The organism is Flavobacterium sp. GSB-24 (assembly GCF_027924665.1).
In the GTDB taxonomy this organism is placed as follows: domain Bacteria; phylum Bacteroidota; class Bacteroidia; order Flavobacteriales; family Flavobacteriaceae; genus Flavobacterium.
Map to the genome: position 1 here is coordinate 1,148,850 of NZ_AP027043.1, position 21,524 is coordinate 1,170,373.

Annotated in this window: 19 protein-coding genes; 8 read left to right on the forward strand and 11 right to left on the reverse strand. The window is 33.7% G+C overall.

From position 1 onward, the window contains the following. The first annotated feature begins 85 nt into the window (after positions 1-85). From QMG60_RS05240 to hflX, 7 genes are all read left to right on the forward strand, one after another. Positions 86-1,156, forward strand: a complete 1,071-nt coding sequence (locus QMG60_RS05240; RefSeq protein ID WP_281867112.1) for an NADH:flavin oxidoreductase/NADH oxidase — start codon at positions 86-88, stop codon at positions 1,154-1,156. Positions 1,157-1,331: 175 nt separating this feature from the next. Further along, a complete protein-coding gene (locus QMG60_RS05245; protein ID WP_281867113.1) occupies positions 1,332-2,372 on the forward strand; it encodes a Gfo/Idh/MocA family oxidoreductase in 1,041 nt (346 codons plus the stop codon). Between the two features lie 423 nt (positions 2,373-2,795). Next, complete coding sequence (locus QMG60_RS05250; RefSeq protein ID WP_113677108.1) at positions 2,796-4,016, forward strand: MFS transporter; 1,221 nt, start codon at positions 2,796-2,798, stop codon at positions 4,014-4,016. 201 nt (positions 4,017-4,217) lie between these two features. Continuing rightward, on the forward strand, positions 4,218-7,037 hold the full coding sequence (locus QMG60_RS05255) for a carboxypeptidase-like regulatory domain-containing protein (RefSeq protein ID WP_281867114.1): 2,820 nt from the start codon (positions 4,218-4,220) through the stop codon (positions 7,035-7,037). Positions 7,038-7,048: 11 nt separating this feature from the next. Continuing rightward, positions 7,049-8,398, forward strand: coding sequence for a DUF5689 domain-containing protein (locus QMG60_RS05260; protein ID WP_281867115.1), 1,350 nt, complete (start codon positions 7,049-7,051; stop codon positions 8,396-8,398). Between the two features lie 136 nt (positions 8,399-8,534). After that, on the forward strand, positions 8,535-9,395 hold the full coding sequence (locus QMG60_RS05265) for a hypothetical protein (RefSeq protein WP_057115609.1): 861 nt from the start codon (positions 8,535-8,537) through the stop codon (positions 9,393-9,395). Positions 9,396-9,565: 170 nt separating this feature from the next. Further along, positions 9,566-10,804: a GTPase HflX gene (gene hflX, locus QMG60_RS05270; protein WP_057115612.1), complete on the forward strand. Its 1,239-nt coding sequence runs from the start codon at positions 9,566-9,568 to the stop codon at positions 10,802-10,804. A gap of 165 nt (positions 10,805-10,969) precedes the next feature. Here hflX and QMG60_RS05275 read toward each other — a convergent pair whose 3' ends face one another. From QMG60_RS05275 to QMG60_RS05300, 6 genes are all read right to left on the reverse strand, one after another. Next, positions 10,970-11,920 (reverse strand): DUF3078 domain-containing protein, encoded by a 951-nt coding sequence (locus QMG60_RS05275; protein WP_281867116.1) that lies wholly within the window; start codon positions 11,918-11,920, stop codon positions 10,970-10,972. A 77-nt stretch (positions 11,921-11,997) separates the two neighbouring features. Beyond that, positions 11,998-12,507 carry a DUF2480 family protein gene (locus tag QMG60_RS05280; RefSeq protein WP_057115616.1) on the reverse strand — a complete coding sequence of 170 codons (510 nt, stop codon included), beginning with the start codon at positions 12,505-12,507 and terminating at the stop codon, positions 11,998-12,000. Between the two features lie 70 nt (positions 12,508-12,577). Next, the gene (locus tag QMG60_RS05285) at positions 12,578-12,901 is read right to left on the reverse strand and encodes an SUF system Fe-S cluster assembly protein (RefSeq protein ID WP_134138925.1); all 324 of its coding nucleotides are present in this window, start codon (positions 12,899-12,901) and stop codon (positions 12,578-12,580) included. Between the two features lie 86 nt (positions 12,902-12,987). Next, the gene (locus QMG60_RS05290; RefSeq protein ID WP_057115618.1) at positions 12,988-13,413 is read right to left on the reverse strand and encodes a SufE family protein; all 426 of its coding nucleotides are present in this window, start codon (positions 13,411-13,413) and stop codon (positions 12,988-12,990) included. Between the two features lie 2 nt (positions 13,414-13,415). Continuing rightward, complete coding sequence (locus QMG60_RS05295; RefSeq protein ID WP_281867117.1) at positions 13,416-13,841, reverse strand: hypothetical protein; 426 nt, start codon at positions 13,839-13,841, stop codon at positions 13,416-13,418. Between the two features lie 14 nt (positions 13,842-13,855). Further along, entirely contained in the window at positions 13,856-15,070 is a 1,215-nt protein-coding gene (locus tag QMG60_RS05300) for a cysteine desulfurase (protein WP_281867118.1), read from the reverse strand. A gap of 217 nt (positions 15,071-15,287) precedes the next feature. Between QMG60_RS05300 and QMG60_RS05305 the strand changes: the two genes are divergently transcribed. Then, positions 15,288-16,637, forward strand: coding sequence for a serine hydrolase (locus QMG60_RS05305; protein WP_281867119.1), 1,350 nt, complete (start codon positions 15,288-15,290; stop codon positions 16,635-16,637). A 105-nt stretch (positions 16,638-16,742) separates the two neighbouring features. On the opposite strand, the gene sufD is transcribed toward QMG60_RS05305, so the two are convergent. The 5 genes from sufD to QMG60_RS05330 form a co-directional block, all read right to left on the reverse strand. Beyond that, positions 16,743-18,059, reverse strand: a complete 1,317-nt coding sequence (sufD, locus tag QMG60_RS05310) for a Fe-S cluster assembly protein SufD (RefSeq protein ID WP_134138935.1) — start codon at positions 18,057-18,059, stop codon at positions 16,743-16,745. A 116-nt stretch (positions 18,060-18,175) separates the two neighbouring features. Then, a complete protein-coding gene (locus tag QMG60_RS05315; RefSeq protein ID WP_194632431.1) occupies positions 18,176-18,544 on the reverse strand; it encodes a four helix bundle protein in 369 nt (122 codons plus the stop codon). A gap of 41 nt (positions 18,545-18,585) precedes the next feature. Continuing rightward, a complete protein-coding gene (sufC, locus tag QMG60_RS05320; RefSeq protein ID WP_029271512.1) occupies positions 18,586-19,332 on the reverse strand; it encodes a Fe-S cluster assembly ATPase SufC in 747 nt (248 codons plus the stop codon). 166 nt (positions 19,333-19,498) lie between these two features. Further along, positions 19,499-20,947, reverse strand: coding sequence for a Fe-S cluster assembly protein SufB (gene sufB / locus QMG60_RS05325; RefSeq protein ID WP_281867120.1), 1,449 nt, complete (start codon positions 20,945-20,947; stop codon positions 19,499-19,501). Between the two features lie 84 nt (positions 20,948-21,031). Then, on the reverse strand, positions 21,032-21,361 hold the full coding sequence (locus QMG60_RS05330) for an iron-sulfur cluster assembly accessory protein (protein ID WP_012023267.1): 330 nt from the start codon (positions 21,359-21,361) through the stop codon (positions 21,032-21,034). Positions 21,362-21,524 lie beyond the last annotated feature (163 nt).

Genomic DNA, 21,524 nt, shown 5'->3' on the forward strand with positions numbered 1-21,524 from the left:
CACGTTTTAACAAGATGCCGTAACTTTACTTTTTAAACTGCTGTCATTTTCAATTGGTAGCATAAAATCTTCAAAAGTTACAATTATGGCTTCACAATTATTTTCTCCATTAACTATAAAAAAAATTACATTAAAGAATAGAATTGCAATTTCTCCAATGTGTCAATATTCTGCAGAAGACGGTTTTGCAAACGATTGGCATTTGGTTCATCTAGGAAGTCGAGCGACTGGAGGTGCTGGATTAATTATTCAGGAAGCGACTGCAGTTTCTCCAGAGGCAAGGATTTCTCCTTCAGATCTTGGAATTTGGAAAGACGAACATATCGAAAAATTGAAGCAAATCAACCAATTCATTATTTCTCAAAATTCAATTCCGGGAATTCAATTGGCGCATGCGGGACGAAAAGCAAGTGTTTCGGCTCCGTGGCTTGGCAATAAAAAATTAGATTTCGCTCAAGGCGGATGGCAGACCGTTTCTGCAAGTGCGATTCCGTATCATGATGACGAACCATTTTTTCCAGAAGCTTTGGATAAAAACGGAATCCAAAAAGTAATTTCAGATTTTAAAGCAGCAACCAAAAGAGTAGTAGAAGCGGGATATAAGGTTTTAGAAATTCATGGCGCGCACGGATATTTGCTGCATCAGTTTTTATCTCCATTGACAAATGTGAGAACAGATGAATATGGAGGAAGTTTTGAAAATAGAATTCGTTTTACTTTAGAAATTGTAGAAGCAGTTCAAACCGAATGGCCATCTGATTTACCATTATTTGTTAGAATATCAGCAACTGACTGGGCAGAAAACGGATGGAATCCTGAAGAATCTGTACAGCTTTCAAAAATATTAAAAGAAAAAGGAGTAGATTTAATCGACGTTTCATCAGGTGGATTGGTTTCGTATCAAAAAATTACGCTTGGTCCAGGTTATCAAGTTCCTTTTGCCGAAAAAGTAAAAAAAGAAGCTAATGTTTCAACTGGAGCAGTTGGTTTAATTACCGAAGCCAGACAAGCCGAAGAAATACTAAAAAACGGTCAAGCCGATTTAATTTTATTCGCCAGAGAATCTTTGAGAAATCCGAATTTGCCTTTAGATTTCGCTAAAGAATTAGACAGCGAAATTCAATGTCCAAAACAATACGAACGAGCTAAGATTTAAAATTTATTAGCTACAGATTTCAAAGATTAAAATGATTTCTTTTTAATGTTTTTCGATACGAATTTCAGGAATTATTTTAAACTTGTAAAGCAACGATTTGTGTAAATTCGTGAAATTCGCGGCAAAAAAAATCCTTTTTAATCACATTAATCTGTGGCAAAAAACTAAAAATAACATGCAAAAAATAAAAACAGCACTTTTATCATACGGAATGTCGGGAAAAGTTTTTCACGCACCGTTTCTAGATATTCACGAAGGATTTGAATTATTAGGTTCTTGGGAAAGAAGCAAAAAGTTAATCCAAGAAGATTATCCATACGTTAAAAGTTACGCTTCGATAGAAGAATTATTAAACGACGATGTAGATTTAGTAATTGTAAATACCCCTGTAGGAACACATTATGAATATGCTAAAAAAGTCCTTTTGGCAGGTAAACATGCAGTTGTAGAAAAGGCTTTTACAACAACAGTTGCGGAGGCAAAAGAACTGGCAGCAATCGCAAAAGAAAAGGGATTGAAATTAGCCGTGTTTCAAAACAGAAGATGGGACAGTGACTTTAAAACAATCAAGAAAATTATCGACGAAGGAGTTTTAGGCGATTTGATAGAAGCAGAATTTCATTTTGACCGCTATAATCCTTTATTGAGCCCGAAGGCACATAAAGAAACGGCAAATGACGGTGCTGGAGTTTTAAAAGATTTAGGTCCGCATTTAATAGATCAAGCGGTGAGTTTATTTGGCTGTCCGAAATCGGTATTTGGAGATATTCGAGTAACCAGAGAAAATTCTGTTGTAGACGACTGGATCGATTTGACATTGTTTTATTCTAATTTCAGAGTAAGATTAAAAGCAGGTTTTTTTGTGAGAGAAGCCAATCCAGCATATACGATTCACGGTAAAAAAGGCTCTTTCTTAAAACCTCGAGGAGATGTTCAGGAAGATGATTTAAAAATCGGAAAAAAGCCAAATTTAGAATCCTGGGGAACAGAAGACGCAAATCTCCAAGGACTTTTACACACAGAAATTGATGGTAAAATAGTAAGAGAAAAAATCCCGACACTTCAAGGTAATTATTTTAGTTTTTTTGATGGAGTTTATGATTCTATCGTAAACGATAAAAAGGAACCTGTTACTGCAGAAGATGGTGTAAAAGTGATGCAGGTTATAGAAGCTGCAATTGCAAGTAATGCCCAGCAAAAGGTAATAAGTATATAATAAGTATGTAATTAAATGTTTCGTCGGTAAAAAATATAATGTTCAGTCGCATTTACGTTCCATAGGAACGTTTGATTTTGTTGTCATTTTTATAATCTAAATGTATCAAACGTTCCTACGGAACGTAAAATATCGCAACGATATAATTTTTCTACCGACGAAATGTTCCTATGGAACAGAGAAATATAAGTACAAAGGGGTTTTCTCGAAAGTTGAGATTGCTCCTTTTTTTGTTTTTAAAAAAAATGACGCAGATTATAATTCTACTAAACGCGAAAAGTTGTAATTTTAATAAGAAGATTTCAATTGAAAACCTTCGAATTTATAAACAATAACGTTGTATATTGAGCATAACAATAGGTTTTATGTGCTTTGACAAGTGTTTTTAGTATTTTTGAAAATATCATTTATTAAAAATTAAATATGCTGATAAATTTTAATCCATTAGCGCTTTTTCAGACCAAAGGTAAAATCAAGAAAGTATTTAGAGAAGCAAAGGCTTCCTATTTAAATCGGATTCGTTTTGCCGTTGGAATGTTTTATTTCGGAATGGGTTTAAGTTTTGCAACATGGGCAAGCAGGATTCCAGATATTAAAACGGCTTTGCATTTAACAGAAGGCGATTTAGGTTCTATACTTTTTGCCCTTCCAGTTGGACAATTAGTGATTATGCCCTTTTCGGGAAAAATGGTTACCAAGTGGGGAAGTCACCGCATTTTGATTTTCTCTTTAATAATGTACGTTTTCTGCTTAATTAATTTGGGTTTAGCAACAACAGCATTACAATTATCACTTGGGTTATTTTTATTTGGCCTGTTTGGAAATCTAGCCAATATTGCTGTAAACACACAGGGAGTTTATACGGAAGTTTTGTTCAAAAAAACAATCATGTCAGCATTTCACGGAATGTGGAGTTTTGCAGGATTTACAGGAGCATTAGTCGGTTTAGGTATGCTTGCTTTAAAATTAAGTCCATTACATCATTTTCTAATTGTTGCTGGAATAGTTTTGCTTATGGTTGCTTTTAATTTTAAATTTTTGGTGCGAGCCAAAGAAAAAGTAAAAGTAAAACAAGAAGGCAAAAAACTATTTGTAAAACCAGACACAGCTTTACTTTGGCTGGGAGTAATTGGGTTTTGCAGTATGGCAAGCGAAGGCGTTATGTTCGATTGGAGTGGTGTTTACTTTAAAGATATTGTACAAGCGCCTGGCGCGTTAGTAGTTTTAGGCTACACTTCTTTTATGATTATGATGGCTGGCGGAAGATTTTTGGGTGACGGATTAATCAATAAATTTGGTCGTGAACGCGTTATGCAGATTAGCGGCGTTATGATTTCTGCGGGACTTTTTACAGCTGTTTTTCTTCCTTATATTATTCCGTGTACAATCGCTTTTATGTTCGTTGGTTTGGGCGTTGCCACTATCGTTCCAACCGTATATAGTATCGCTGGGAAAAATCCAACCGTGCCAGCAGGAGAAGCCCTAACGATTGTTTCGAGTGTAAGTTTCTTAGGTTTCTTGATGGGACCTCCTGTAATTGGGCATATTGCACAAAGTTTTGGTCTTCAATTCTCTTTTGCTTTTATCGGAATATTTGGAGTTTTGATCGCTTTTATGGTTTCTAAAATTCGCACTACAGCTTAAGCTATCGCTTATGAGTACTTAATTAGCTTTTCATTAATTAAAATAAATTTGAAAGAATTTACTTATATTTAAATATTTTACCTATTTTTGAATTTATAGCCTCACCGCTAAAACTTAGAATTTCTTTTCCAAAAACCAATTTTATCTTTTGAATAAGGATTGCGATCCTAAACTATTTTCAAAAATAAATTGGAATTTTTAATGGTAAAAAAATACTTAGCAGCTTTAATTTTAATGGCCTTTACTTTTGCGTCGGCACAGCAGCAAGAAATAACTGTTACTGGAATCGTTATTGATGCGCGAACTCAAAATCCGCTGGAAAATGTAGTCGTGACGATACAGAATACAGCAGTGATGCAGCTCACGTCAAAAGATGGAAAATTTGAACTTCATATATTTCCGCAAAAAGAACAATTACTTTTGCTGAGAAACCAAGGATACAAAGATTATATTTTAAAAATCCAATCTTCAAAACAAAACATTAATCTAGGAACTTTACAGATCGAAGATACTTATTCGGATGAAGTTCCAGCTGCATTGATTACTTTGTCTGATAATGATTTTTCTGAAGATAACAGCTCCTCAGAAATGACATCTGGACTTTTACAATCTTCAAAAGATGCCTTTATGCAGGCATCTGCGTTTAATTGGGGTCAAGCTCGGTTTAGAATTCGCGGTTTAGACAGTGAAAACGGAACCATGATGCTCAACGGAATGACAATGAACAAAATCTACGACGGAAGACCGCAGTGGAACAATTGGGGAGGCTTAAATAATGTATTGCGTAATCAAGAATTTTCGGTTGGAACGGCTGCATCAAATTATACTTTCGGTGGAATTTTAGGGACACAGCAAATAACAACTCGAGCTTCCTTATACCGAAAGGGAATATCACTTACATTTTCTGGAAGCAATACAACATACACTTGGCGTGCAATTGGAACATATGCATCTGGAATGAATTCTTCTGGTTGGGCTTATGCGGTTGCAGCTGGAAAAAGATGGGCGGATGAAGGTTACTTTGAAGGAACAAATTTCAATGCAGATTCTTTTTTCATTAGTGTCGAAAAGAAATTAAACAACAGAAATTCTCTGAATTTTACAGGGTTTTATACTCCGAATTCGCGCGGAAAAAATTCGGCAAATACAAGTGAAGTGACCAGTTTAATGGGCGAAAAATACAATTCGTACTGGGGATTACAGAATGGTGAAAAACGAAACGCAAGAGTTAAAAATGTTGAAGAACCATTAGTAATGCTGAATCATTATTTTAAAATTGATGCTAAAACAAACCTGAATTCGAGCGTTATGTATCAATTTGGGAAAGTCGGAAACAGCAGTATAGATTATCAAAATGCAGATAGTCCAGATCCCGTTTATTATAAAAAAATGCCAAGTTATTTTAGTTCGCTTTATGCGAAAGATCAAGGACAATTTTCAGGTGAGTTTACTCCAGATTATGAAAATGCAGCAAAAAATACAATTGCACTTCTAGAAAATCCTCAGATTGATTGGGAGTCAATGTATCTTGCTAATCAAAATCCAACGGAAAATGGTTATGAACCTGCCAAAAGTAAATATGTTCTTTATGAAGACCGAACAGACGATAAGACGTTTGCAGTAAATTCAAACTTAAACACGCAGATTACTCCAAATATTTCATTTGATGGCGGATTCACTTTCCGAAAATTAAAATCACATAATTTTCAGTATTTGCTGGATCTTTTAGGCGGAGAATATTTTGAAGATATTGATCCATTTTACAAAGGAAATCTTTCACAATCAGATTTACAGCATCCAGATCGAAAAGTTAAGAAAGGAGATATCTATGGGTATAATAATAATTTGCTTGCTAATACTTTAGATGTTTTCACGCAGTTTAAATTTACTTATAATAAAACAGAATTTTATCTGGCACAATCATACGCAATGTCGGATTATCAAAGAGAAGGATTGTATCAAAACGGACTTTATCCAACTTCTTCACTGGGAAAAAGTGATAAGGTTAACTTTGAAAATTTTGGTTTCAAAGGCGGATTTACGTATAAAATCTCTGGAAAGCAGCTGTTGTTTTTTAATGCAGCGCATTTGACAAGAGCTCCTTCTCTTAGAAATACATTTTCAAATTCACGATTAAATAATTCGATAGTTAATGGAATTGAAAGTGAAAATATTAGCAGTGCTGAAGCTAATTATGTTTATCGTTCACCAAAACTTAAAATGCGTTTTACGGCTTATTATACTTTAATAAAAAACACTTCAAAAATTTCTTTTTTCTATGCCGAAGGAATTTTCGATAACGGAGCAGGTTATGATGCTACAGATGCTTTTGTAAGTCAGACTTTAACGCATTTAGACAAGAAAAATACTGGAGCAGAATTAAGTTTAGAATATCAATTTTCATCGACAGTAAAAGCGACCTTGTCTACAGCGTACGGAAATTATGTTTACAGCAGTAATCCAAACGTATCAATTACAAATGATGCAAACGCAGCAAAAGATGGTGCGCAGACTACCTTTGATTTTGGTCAAGCCTATCTTAAAAATTACAAACAGCCAGGAACTCCGCAGCAGGCTTATTCGTTTGGAATGGAATATCGCGATTCAAAATTTTGGTGGCTGGCTGCTAATATTAATTATTTGGCAGAAAGTTATATCGATGTTTTGCCAATTTCAAGAACTTCCCAGTTTTACATAAATCCAGCCAATAATTTTCCTTTTCCTGAAGCAACTTCAGAAAGAGGAAATGAATTATTAAAACAAGAAAAGTTTGATCCAGTATCATTATTAAATATAAGTGGAGGAAAGTCATGGCGCATTCGTAAAAAATATATAGGTCTTTTTGCCAGCGTTAATAACGTTTTCAATTCAATATATAAAACTGGAGGTTTTGAACAGGCGCGGAATGCAAACTTCAGAGCTTTAAATCAAGATATTTCCAGCGGAACTCCATCCTTTGGTCCTAAATATTATTATGGTTACGGAAGAACTTATTTTTTAAATCTCACCATTGGATTGTAAATCAAAATCTCATGAAAAACATATTTTTAAATTCATTTTTTGGACTATCATTATTTATTATCACGAGTTGCAGTACCGAAGTCGAAACGCCGAAATTAGTCTGTACACAGCCAGATTTCACAGTAAATAAGAATGTAGAAAAAGTATATGAACTCTCAAATAATACAGCCAAACAATATTTGTATGATGATATAATCGAAGCGTATGTAGTTTCTAGTGACGAAGACGGTAATTTTTTTAAGACGATTTCATTGCAGACAGTGCCAACTTCCCAAACTCCCTCGATTGGTTTTAGCGTTCCAATAGATGCTTCAAATACCTATATTGATTATCGCATTGGAAATAAAGTTTATGTAAAACTTAAAAACCAATTTACAGACTTATACTATGGCGGATTAAGAATTGGAAGCTTATATGTGAGCAATGCCGGCGATCCAACAATTGGCAGGATTTCTCAAAATGATTATAAAAATGTACTGAATGCTTCCTGTACAATAATTGATGAAAATACTTTGGTGGAATCGCTTTCTATAGAAGAGGCTCTTAAGGACAATAAATTAAACACATTAATAGAACTAAATGATGTCGAATTTACAGAGGCAGCTTTAGGGCGCCATTATTTTGAAGAATCAAATAATGTGGGCGGATCAACCAATTGGAATTTGCGAGATAAAACCGGAAACCAAATTATTTTTAGAACCAGCAGTTATGCAAAATTTGCAGATCATTTTGTGCCGGAAGGAAGTGGAAAAGTAAGAGGGGTTTTAACCAAATTTGGCACAGATTATCAATTGATGGTAAGATCTGACAGTGATATTGATATGAATGGAAAAAGAAATGTCCCATTTTTTGCAGAAGATTTTCAATCGGTTAAAAACAATGTCAATTTTGCGCTTCCAGGTTGGAGCAATATTGTAGAAAAAGCAACTAAACTGTGGAAGAGTATGGTGTACGCTGGAAATGGCTACGCAGAGTTTAATACCACAAGTACGACAGCAGCCGAAAATATTGCATGGCTTGTTTCTCCTAAAATTAATTTAGCAGGATATAAAAATGCCGTGCTTTCTTTTAGAAGTGCACAGCACGATTTAAAAATGGATTCGCCTTTAAATACGTTAGAAATTTATGTTTCAACCAATTTTGATGGTTCGAATGTTACCAAGGCAAAATGGACAAAATTAGAAGCTAAAGTTCCTTCTTTAGCAACACCAACACGTGAATTTATAAGCTCTGGAGGAATTGATCTCTCGGCGTATTCTGGAAATATTCATATTGCATTTAAATACATCGGTTCTGGAAAAGATAAAACTTTAAACGGTGCTTTTATGGTTGATGATATTAAGATTTTTGGAGAAAAATAGGACGTAATTTTTAAATTCAAAATTAAATAGTTGATTTTTAGAGCTTTATTTAAAAGTTTGTAGTTTTCGTATTTCAAATTCCTGAAATTTAATTGAATTTTGTATTTTGGTCATCCCAAATCAATACAAATACCTCATGAAAACCTACTTTCTTGCCATCTTGATGATGGTTTTTCCATGTTTACTGCATAGTCAGGACGCTCCTGTTAAATTGAAGCAGATCAATATTGTTAAAACAAATTACCAAAATTCTAAAGACGGTGAAATTGTAAATAAAACAATGGTCTTTAAAGATGGTAAACTTCAAACCGTAACAACTTCAGACGTTGTACAGCATTTCTTTTACAACAAAAATGGTTTGCTTGATATGACTGTTAAGGATAAGGTTGGAAGCGACTGGAAAGAAGTCGTAAATTATACTTATGATGCTGACAACAATATTACAAAGTTTGTCAAAAAATATCAAGAAGGACCAAATTATATTACTAAAGTGGTTTCATTTGTTTATGAAGGTGCAAGGATTAAAGTTACTACAAAAAAGAGCACGAATCACCAGAATTTAGTAGATGATATCGAATATCTTGTTGAAAACGGAATCATTGTAAGACGTACTTCACGCGATAGAAATAAACAAATTATTGGAAAACTTGAATACGTTTATGTAAACGATAATGTATCTAAACACAAAGGATTGGTTGGAGATAAAATTTCTAAGACCTACACTTACGATGATAAAAAATCGGTGGATCAATTAATTGTTCAAAGCTTGTTTGGTGATAATTACAAAGTAATTGTACCAATGATTTCTTACCATGAAGACGAATTTGCCTTTGAATCGATTTCATACAATAATGAAATGAATTTTAGTCCTTCGTCTACAGCTTTAGTAGCGGTAAGCAGAAAATACAAATACAACAAACTAAACTTTCCGATTTCTTGTTCGCAAATTGAAGAAAACGGAATTGTAAAAACAGAAAAAACGTTTATTTACGAGTAAATATTTCAAATTTAGAAATTATTCAAAATGGAATTTTGTTGAGGTAAGCTTAACAGAATTCCATTTTTTTATAATTTGCTGTAAAAGCAGTTGTAGATATAAATTTAAAAACGAAATTGTATAATTGATTGTAGCTTACAAATGATTAAATTTGCAACTTATTCAAGACTATGTTAGAAAAAGAAGTTATAAATTTTGAGAGAACAGTAATTGTTGGAATTGTTACTCAAAATCAAAGTGAAGAAAAACTAAATGAATATTTGGACGAATTAGAGTTTTTGACATTTACCGCAGGAGGTGAAGTTATTAAACGCTTTTCGCAGAAAATGGAACGTCCGAATCCGAAGACTTTCGTGGGTACGGGAAAAATTGATGACATCAATCTTTTTGTAAAAGAAAACAAAATATCGACAGTAATTTTTGATGATGAATTAACGCCTTCACAGCAAAAAAATATTTCGAGAATTATTGATTGTAAAATTCTGGATAGAACCAATTTGATTCTGGATATTTTTGCGCAGCGAGCTGAAACTTCATATGCAAGAACTCAGGTAGAATTGGCTCAATGTCAGTACTTACTTCCAAGACTTTCTGGTTTATGGACACACCTTGAGCGTCAAAAAGGGGGTATTGGTATGCGTGGACCTGGAGAAACAGAGATCGAAACCGACAGACGTATTGTGCGTGACAGAATTTCGTTGTTGAAAGATAAAATCAAAACCATTGACAAGCAAATGAGCATTCAGCGTAGTAATCGCGGTGCGATGGTTCGTGTGGCTTTGGTTGGTTACACAAACGTTGGGAAATCGACTTTGATGAATGCAATAGGTAAAAGTGATGTTTTTGTTGAGAACAAATTGTTTGCAACTTTGGACACTACAGTTCGAAAAGTGGTGATTAAAAACTTACCTTTTTTGCTTTCTGATACCGTTGGTTTTATTCGAAAACTGCCAACCCAATTGGTTGATTCTTTTAAAAGTACACTAGATGAGGTTCGTGAAGCAGATTTGCTTTTGCATGTTGTAGATATTTCACATCCAGATTTTGAGGATCATATCGAATCTGTAAACAAAACGTTGCAGGAAATTAAAAGTAATGATAAGCCAACGATCATGGTTTTCAATAAAATCGATGCTTACCGTCATCTCACTATTGAAGAAGATGATTTAATTACCGAAAGAACCCGCAAACATTATACACTCGAAGAATGGAAACAAACTTGGATGAATGATGTAGGAGAAGGCAAAGCTTTATTTATCTCAGCAAGAGAAAAAGAAAACTTTGAAGAATTTAGAGAAACGGTTTATGAAGCTGTTCGACAAATTCATATTACTCGTTTTCCTTATAATAAATTCTTGTATCCAGATTATAAGGATGCGATTGAGAAGGAAGAAGAAAATGAGGAATAATAATTTTTTTACCGCAAAGAGCGTTAAGATTTTTATATTATAGTATCATAAAAAACAAAGTTCGCAAAGCTAAATAACATCCAGCTTTGCGAATTTTTATTTTATAAAATTGAGCTTTGAAAAAACTTTGCCTCTTTGCGGTAAAATATGATAAGACTTTATAGATTAAAATCCGAAGTTAACTCCTAAACCAAATACTTCTCGAGTTTGGAGACCTTCAAAAGCGTTATCATCGTAAATTGCTTGGAATGCTAAGTTAGCAGATAAGAATTTGTTTATTTTCATAATGATATTCAAAGAGTAATTGATATCAACATTTTGAGGATGTTCTAAATAATTAGAGTATAAATTCAATGTGTTTTCTGCAGTTACATTGGTCATAATAGCCAATTTGTAATAAAGTGAAGCATAAAAACCTAGTTCATAGCGCATCGTTTTGCCTTCGTCAACTCCAAAATAATCGCCATCTACATAAGGCAGACCTGTAAATCTATCAATTCCGCTTGTATAAGCATTGTCTACAAAAGTGAATTTTGAAGTAAGCGGTGCAAAATTTATTTTCAGATTTTCATCTTTAGACCAGTAAATACCAGGTCCAGTAGTTAGATATCCAGGTGACATGAATTTAGTCTGCTCAGTTCTAATTTCTTTTCCGTTAGCATCCTGACCGTAAATATAACCCGTTGTAAATTGCGTTCTAAAGTTTAAAAAGAAAGAGTAGTACCACTCGCCAAAAGCTCTTTTCCCTACAATTGAATTAAACTCTAATCGGTCATCGGTTTTTTTTCCGAAGTCGGTATTTTTAGTTTGTAAAAGTCCGTAAGAAGCAAGGATTTTATTATCCCAGGTTACATCGTCTTTTTTATAATTAAAGTCATAGTTTATTCCTAAAGTTCCAGAAAAACTATCTTCACCACCAGCGATCCAGTTGTTGAAGCTTGATTGGTTTAACAAAAGAGATACTGTTCCTTTTGCTTTCCAGCCTTCTCCTTCAATAGTATCATTAATTTTTTTTACTGCTTTTTCGGTATTCTGAATTAATTCTTTTTCTGAATTTTGTGCCTGAACAATAGCAAAGTTCGCTAAAATGCATAGTAATAACGCCAGCTTTCTCATGGTTGTTTAGTTTAAGTGTATTATCAAATATACTAAAAACCAATTGAAACTAGATAATTATCGCTTGTAATTGCAGGTTATTTCTTAGATTCTTTGTATAAAGGTACTGCAGAGCATGCTTCGCCATACATTATGCTGCGAGCAAATGGCTGTAAATAATTTGCAGCTAAAATATAAGCACGCATAGGAACGGGTTTTCTAGAACATCCTTTTACAATTACGGGTTTGCTTTTGTAAACAGAATAATCAATTTTACTTAAAATCTCTTCGTAAAGACTTGCATCAAGATCTTCGATTGTTCCGTTAACTACTTTTTTGGCATACGGAGCCAAATGAACACTAACCAGAATTAATGCCCAAGCTGGAATAATAGCATCTGTACTGCAATGTACAGCAACATATTGATCCTGATATTGCGACCAATCATGATTTTTTAGGTGCTCTCTAAAGTCTTTTTCTTTCAATAAAAATCCTTCCAAAAGCCATTGCGAAATGTCAATTTGCACACGCATTCCTTTTGGATAATAATCCTCTAAATCAAAAACTTCTAAAGCACTATTGGCAACTTTATTGATAATTTCTTCCATGGTTATTAGTTTTCAGTCACAGTTCTCAGTCACAGTAAAAACTGAAACTGAGACTGTAAACTGTACACTTTTAAAGCATTCCTAATTCTAATTTCGCTTCTTCACTCATTAAATCTTTACTCCAAGGTGGATCAAAAGTAATTTCTACTTCAACATCTTTAATGTGCTCGATTGTTTTTACTTTCTCTTCAACTTCACGTGGTAAGCTTTCTGCAACTGGGCAGTTTGGAGATGTAAGAGTCATTAGGATTTTCACTTCGTAATCTGTATTTACCATTACGTCATAAATTAATCCTAACTCGTAAATATCAACAGGGATCTCAGGATCGTAAATTCCTTTTAAAATTTTTACGATTGATTCTCCTAATTCGTTTGTGTCTATTTCTTGTTCCATTGTTTTTATTTGTTTTTTGCCACGAATTTCACAAATTTCCCGAATTAAAATTTGTGTTAATTCGTGAAATTCGTGGCAGAAGAAATTTAATTTTTGTTTTTTGAATCAAATGCTAAAGCATACATTTTGATGTTTTTAATCATCGAAACCAAACCGTTAGCACGTGTTGCTGATAAATGCTCTTTTAAGCCGATTTCATCAATAAAATCGACATCAGCTTCAAGAATATCTTTTGCTTTTTGATTAGAGAAAGCACGAATTAAAATTGCAATTATTCCTTTGGTCAAAATAGCGTCGCTATCTGCCGTGAAAACAATTTTATCGTCTTGTTCTTCACCTTGTAACCAAACTTTTGACTGACATCCTTTAATTAAATTCTCATCGGTTTTATATTCTTCTTTAATCAGCGGAAGCGTTTTTCCTAGCTCGATGATGTATTCATAACGCTGCATCCAGTCGTCGAACATTGAGAATTCATCTATTATTTCGTTTTGTATTTCTTTTATTGTCATAATTATTCTTTAACAAAATCAACTAATAAATTTACTAGTTTTTCGATTTCTTTAGGAGGAAAACCATTGTCGAAACCTTGTGTTTCATAGATTTTTCCATCTTTTGTAATTTTTAAATTTCCTATCGCAGCACCATCGTATGTACGTTTGTCAGTTGGTGCTTTTAAAGAAGAAAGATTGTCTAAATTAACTTTAGAAAATGCAGTAACAATTTCGTTCCATTTTGCATCATCAATATTAATTTGCACAGGTTCAGCATTACGTGCTGTAGTAACCAAAACCGATTTGTTTTGTGCTACGATAGTTTTGTAATAACCTCTTGAGTGTGCAGAATATTCAATTTGTGTTGAAGTCATATCTGTTTTTTTTTGACTGCAGCATCCAGTTGCAATAAAAAGCGTTAAAAGCAATAAAGACAATATTCTCATAAAAATAGTTTTTTTTAGCTTAGCATTGTTTGTGCTTTTTTAACGGCATCAACCATTAAATCAATTTCTTCTTTAGTATTATAAAAAGAGAAAGAAGCACGAATTGTTCCAGGAATACAGAAGAAACTCATAATTGGCTGTGCACAATGATGTCCGGTTCTTACGGCAATTCCTAATTTATCTATAATAGAACCAATATCATACGGATGAATTCCATCAATATTAAACGAAACTACAGATGCTTTATTTTTCCCCGTTCCGTAGATTCTCAAACCTTCTATTTCAGATAAACGTTTTGTGGCGTATTCCAAAAGTTCGTGTTCGTACTCTTGAATATTTTCGAAACCAATAGTATTCAAATAATCAATTGCAGTTCCAAGAACAATTCCGCCGGCAATATTTGGTGTACCTGCTTCAAATTTATGAGGCAAATCTGCGTAAGTAGTTTTCTCGAAAGTAACTTCTTTGATCATTTCGCCGCCGCCTTGATAAGGAGGAAGTTTGTTTAACCATTCTTCTTTTCCGTATAAAATTCCAGTTCCGGTTGGACCGCACATTTTATGTCCTGAAAAAGCATAGAAATCGCAATCCAATTCTTGAACATCTGGTTTTAAATGCGGAACTGCCTGAGCACCGTCAATTAAAACAGCGGCACCAACAGAGTGCGCTTTATCAATTATATATTTTATCGGATTAATGATTCCAAGTGCATTTGAAATATGGTTAAGTGTAACCACCTTTGTTTTTTCCGAAAGCAAAGCATCAAACTCTTCTAGAATTAATTCTCCGTTTTCATTAATTGGAATTACTTTTAAAACCGCCCCTGTTTTTTCACACAACATCTGCCAAGGCACAATATTACTGTGATGTTCCAATGACGAAACAATTACTTCGTCACTTGGTTTTAAAATTGAAGCAAAACCATTGGTTACTAAATTAATACCATGAGTTGTTCCAGAAGTAAAAAGCACTTCATGAGCATGTTTTGCGTTTATATGTTCTTTTACTTTACCACGAGAAACCTCGTAAGCGTCAGTAGCTAACTGGCTTAAAGTGTGAACGCCACGGTGAATATTGGCGTTGATTTCTTGATAATATTTTACTTCCGCATCGATCACAACTTGTGGTTTCTGAGAAGTAGCTCCGTTGTCGAAATATACTAAAGGTTTTCCGTTAACTTTTTGGTTAAGAATTGGAAAATCAGCTCTTATTTTTTGAATATCTAGCATGTCTTATTTAGAAAAAATCTATTTACAAAAGTACTAAAACTAAATTTGTTTATACAGGAATTCTATAATTTCCTTTTATGGCATCATTGTTACAAGGCGTAAATGCTGATTCTGTAAAAATCGGTTAACTTTTCTGAATTATCTGAATCAGATTTATAATTTGACTCCTAAAAACGTGAACATAAATTATTTATATTGCAATAAAAATAACGTATCAATGAAAAAATTTCTCAAAGTATTTCTGCTTGTAGTTGTTCTGGCTTTTTTATATTTCGGATTTACAACTTACCCTAAACTGGATTTGATTTCTGGATTTTCTGCCAAGAGTATTGCATCAGGACATTTTATAGATAATCGTTCGAAAGAATTAATTGAAAAAACCGACAATGATATCGACATGATTGATTTGGCAACGAATGCAATTGATGATGCAGGAAAATTTGCAACTTCAAATGTTTATGGTTTAAAAGAAAGAAAAGCGATTTACAGAGAAGGTTTAGGTGCTGTTTTGATTAATGATGATTTTGATGTTTCGAAACCGTATCTGCTGCCAAAGAGAACCAAATTGGTTAATAATCTTCCTTTTCCTTACGGTAATAAGGAGCCAAAAGATACCGCATTTTCGAATATTGATTATTCCAAATTAAAAAAAGCGGTTGATAATGCTTTTGATAAACCTAGTGGCGGAACAAAAAGAACCCGTGCAGTTGTGGTTTTATATAAAGACAAATTAATTGCCGAAAAATACGATAAAGGTTTTAATAAAGACAGCAAAATTTTAGGCTGGTCGATGACAAAAAGTATCACAAGTTCGGCTTTTGGTGTTTTGGCAAAACAAGGAAAAATCGATATTTACAAACCGGCACCAGTTAAAGAATGGCAAAATGACGAACGCAAAAATATTACGCTTAACGATTTGCTTCACATGAATTCTGGTTTAGAATGGGAAGAGAATTACAGTACAATCTGCGATGCCACAAAAATGCTTTTTCAGGCTGAAGATATGGGGAAAGTGCAGTTGGATAAACCAGCTCAATTTAAACCCAATACACATTGGAATTATTCTTCTGGAACAACCAATTTATTATCCCTGATTTTAAGAAGACAATTTAAAACACAGCAAGAATATCTTGATTTTTGGTACAGCGCTGTAATCGACAAAATAGGAATGAATTCGATGATTGTAGAGCAGGATATGAGTGGAACTTTTGTAGGTTCATCATACGGATGGGCAACACCGCGCGATTGGTCAAAATTTGGATTGTTATATCTAAGAAAAGGAAATTGGAACGGCGAACAAATCCTTGACGAAAGCTGGGTTAAATATACCGCAACACCAACAAATACTTCTGAAGGAAAATACGGTGCGCAATTTTGGCTAAACGCAGGAGGGAAGTTCCCTGATGTTCCTCGTGATATGTTTTACTGCAGTGGTTATCAAGGCCAGATGGTAGCGATTATTCCGTCTCTGGATATGGTAATTGTGAGAATGGGAGTGAGAGAAGGTGATAAAAGTTTTGACTTTAATGGGTTTTTGAAAGAGGTTATTTCTTCAGTAAAAAAATAAAATTTTAGCGCAAAGACCCCAAGTAAAAAGCGCAAAGTTCGCAAATTTTATATAAAAAACTTTGCGAACTTTGCATAACCTTTGTGTCTTTGCGCTAAAACCTGACTACAAATCAAATCCTAAATTCACGCCCAATTTCATGGCAATGATTTTAGTAATTCTTTGTTTTAATTCTGGTATTTTGATGCTTTCGATAACGGCATTTGAGAATGCGTACATCAATAAAGCTTTTGCTTCTTTTTTCGGGATACCACGAGACTGCATGTAGAACATTGCTGTTTCATCTAATTGTCCAACAGTACATCCGTGAGAACATTTTACGTCATCTGCAAAAATCTCTAATTGTGGTTTTGCGTTGATAGTTGCTTTGTCACTCAATAAAATGTTGTTGCTTTTTTGGAAAGCGTTTGTTTTTTGAGCTTCTTTTTCTACCAAAACTTTTCCGTTAAAAACTCCTGTTGAGCGATCAGAGAAAATTCCTTTATAATCTTGGAAACTTTCGCAGTTTGGTGTTGCGTGGTTTACTAAAGTGTAATGGTCAACGTGTTGTTTGTCGTTTAAGATAGAAATTCCGTTAAGCGTACTTGTCAATCTTTCTCCAAAATGGTAAAAATTTAAGTTGTTACGAGTTAGATTTCCTCCAAACGAAAATGTATGAACAGAAGCGTGACTTTCTTGTTGCTGAGAAACATAAGTGTTGTCAACTAAGTTAGCTTCGCTATTATCATTTTGAATTTTGTAATAGTCAACAATCGCACGTTTTTGAGCAAAAATCTCAGTAACAGAATTTGTTAAAACTGGATTTTCATTCAAACTTTGGTGACGTTCGATAATTTGAACATGTGAATTTTCACCCACAATAACCAAGTTTCTTGGCTGAACCATTAACGCAGCTTCATTTCCTGTTGAGAAATACATAATTTCAATTGGTTTGTCAGCTACTTTTTTCTGTGGGATATTGATAAAAGCACCTTCAATTGCAAAAGCTGTATTCAATGAAGTCAAGCTGTCATCTTTACTTGCTATTTTATTGAAGTAAGTATCAATAACCATTTTGTATTTTGGTTTGGTCAATGCCGATGACATCAAACAAACATCGATTCCGTCGTGAGTTGTAGAAGATAAATGTGAACTAAAAACACCATCAATAAACACTAATTTATAAGTGTCAATTTCGTGTAAAAAGTATTTTTTTACCTGATTAAATTCAATTGCATTTTCCTGCTTAGGAAAAACCGTAAAGTCATTTTTTAAGATGGCATTTAGCGATGTATATTTCCAAGCTTCTTCTTTTTTGGTTGGGAAACCTTTATTTTCGAAGTTTTTTAAAGCATTTGTGCGTATGTCGTGTAAATCTGAATGTACATCGACACGCTCTTCAAAAGCCATAAAAGACGATACTAATTTTTCTTTTAAATCCATTGTTCTTTTTAGTCTTAAAGTCGAAAGTCGAAAGTCGAAAGACTTATGATTGTCGACTGTTTTTGCCTAAGGTCAAGAATTAAAGCATAAAGTTTTTGACTTTATGACTTTCGACTTTATGACTTTGGGCTCAAATATTTAATGAAACCACTTAGCAACTTCGATATTTCTGTTATCGATTCTAAAAGCATTTCAAATTCTTCTTTTATAATATATTCTAAATCAAAAGCTAAATATAATTGAGATCTGACTTCTCCTGCGGATGCTTTGGCTACATATAAAAAATAAACAAATTCTTTATCTGTATTTCTCTCAAAACCCTCTGCTATATTTGATGATATAGAAAGGGATGCACGTCTTATTTGTCTAACAAAATCAAAGTCTTTTTTAAAATTAGAATTTTCAGTAATCAAATATATTTTCTTATTGAAGATTCGAGATTTTTGCCAAGAATTTATTTCTTCAAAAGATTTAAATTTACTCATTGCTCTATTTTCGACTTTTGACTTTCGACTTTCAGACTATATTAATTCTCCGCTTTAATCCAGTCGTATCCTTTTTCTTCCAATTCGTAAGCCAATTCTTTTCCTCCAGATTTTACAATTCTTCCGTTGTAAAGAACGTGAACGAAATCTGGAACGATATAGTCTAACAAACGTTGGTAGTGAGTAATAACGATAATTGCGTTTTTGTCGCTTTTCAATTTGTTAACTCCGTTTGCAACGATTCTTAAAGCATCGATATCAAGACCAGAATCGGTTTCGTCAAGAATAGCCAATTTTGGTTCCAACATTGCCATTTGAAAAATTTCGTTTCTTTTTTTCTCTCCTCCAGAAAAACCTTCGTTTAAAGAACGAGATAAAAATTTACGGTCGATTTCTAATAATTCAGATTTCTCACGAATTACTTTCAACATTTCGTTTGCCGGCATTTCTTCCTGACCGTTTGCTTTACGAGTTTCGTTGATAGCAGTTTTCATAAAGTTAGTTACACTAACTCCTGGAATTTCTACCGGATATTGGAAAGAAAGAAAAACTCCTTTGTGAGCTCTTTCTTCAGGAGCTAAATCAGCAAGATCTTCTCCGTCAAGAATTACCTCCCCGTCTGTAACTTCGTAGTTTTCGTTTCCTGCAATAACAGCAGAAAGTGTACTTTTTCCAGAACCGTTTGGTCCCATAATAGCGTGAACTTCTCCAGCTTTAACTTCTATATTAATTCCTTTAAGGATTTCTTTATCACCAATTGAGGCGTGAAGGTTTTTTATACTTAACATGTTATTTTTGTTTAAAGTTTAAAGTTTCAAATTCTTAGTTTTAAGAAATGCTACTTTAAAATCTTTTTTTGTTTAAACTATTTATTTTTCAATTTAGGTTTTGTGAAAAGTTTCTATTTTAAGGATCAAAGCATTTGTAAAACTTGAAACCTGAAACTTTAAACTTTTATCCCACAGATCCTTCTAAAGAAATCTCTAATAATTTTTGAGCTTCTACAGCAAATTCCATTGGAAGCTTATTCAATACATCTTTACTGAAACCGTTTACAATTAAGGCAATCGCTTTTTCAGTTGGAATACCTCTTTGGTTGCAGTAAAAAACTTGATCTTCTCCAATTTTACTTGTAGTTGCTTCGTGCTCGATTTTTGCTGATGGATTTTTACTTTCGATATAAGGGAAAGTATGCGCACCGCAATTGTTACCCATTAACAATGAGTCACATTGCGAAAAGTTTCTTGCATTCTCTGCTCTTGGAGAGATTTGCACTAAACCACGGTAACTGTTTTGTGATTTTCCAGCAGAAATACCTTTAGAAATAATAGTCGATTTAGTATTTTTTCCTAAATGGATCATTTTAGTTCCCGTATCAGCTTGTTGGAAATTATTAGTAACAGCAATTGAATAAAATTCTCCTACCGAATTATCTCCTTTAAGTACACAAGAAGGATATTTCCAAGTTACAGCAGAACCAGTTTCAACTTGTGTCCAAGAAATTTTAGCGTTTGTTTCGCATAAACCTCTTTTGGTTACGAAGTTGTAAACCCCGCCTTTTCCTTCTTTGTTTCCAGGGAACCAGTTTTGAACAGTAGAATATTTAATTTCAGCATCATCTAAAGCAATTAATTCAACTACAGCAGCGTGCAATTGGTTTTCATCACGGCTTGGAGCTGTACATCCTTCAAGATATGAAACATAACTTCCTTCATCTGCAATAACAAGGGTTCTTTCGAATTGTCCTGTTCCTGCCTGATTGATTCTGAAGTAAGTAGAAAGTTCCATTGGACAACGAACGCCTTTTGGAATATAGCAGAAACTTCCATCAGAGAAAACCGCTGAGTTTAATGCTGCATAGAAGTTGTCTTTTTGAGGTACAACAGTCCCTAAATATTTTTTTACTAATTCAGGATGTTCTTTAATAGCTTCAGAAATCGGACAGAAAATAATTCCTTTTTCAGCCAAAGTTTTCTTGAAAGTTGTTGCTACAGAAACAGAATCGACCACAATATCCATTGCGACATTGTTCATCATTTTTTGTTCATCAACAGAAATTCCTAACTTTTTGTACATCTCTAAAAGTTCTGGATCAACATCATCCAAAGTTTTATTAGGATCTACTTGTTTTGGAGCTGAATAATAAGAAATTGCCTGAAAGTCTGGTTTTTCGTAATTTACGTTTGCCCATTCTGGCTCGATCATTTCTTTCCAAGCACGGAAAGCCTCGATGCGCCATTCGGTCATCCATTCAGGTTCTTCTTTTTTAAGCGAAATAGCTCTAACAATCTCTTCGTTTAAGCCAATAGGGAAAGTCTCAGATTCTATATTGGTATAAAATCCGTACTCATATTCTTTTGTTTCCAGTTCGATTTTTAAATCGTCTTCGGTGTATTTGCTCATTATTTTTTTATTGTCTAAATAGTTTTAAAGTCTAAAGTTCGAAAGTCATTTTAAGTCCTCACGACTTACGACTTTCAGCTTTGACTAAAGAGAGAATGATTCTCCGCAGCCACAAGTTCTGCTTGCATTTGGATTATTGAAAACAAATCCTTTTCCGTTTAATCCGCCAGAAAATTCTAAAATTGTTCCAGCTAAATATAGAAATGATTTTTTTTCAACAGCAATTTGGATATCATTGTCTACGAATATTTTGTCGTCTTCTCCTTTGGTTTTGTCAAATTTTAAATCATAAGACAAGCCAGAGCATCCACCGCTTTTCACTCCTACTCTTACGTAGTCGCTTGCGGCGTCAAAACCATCGTCAGTCATCAAGTCGATGATTTTCTTTTTGGCAGTATCAGAAACTTTTATCATTGTTCTTAGATGTTTGTTTTTAATAAGCATTTCTTGTCTGTAATTAATTTAGTACAGATTTAAAGCGCTAATTTTCAATGTTAAATAGAAATTATCTGCAAAGATACGACTTAAAAACCTTTTTCCATAACGGTTCACATTATTATAACAAATGTGAAAATAG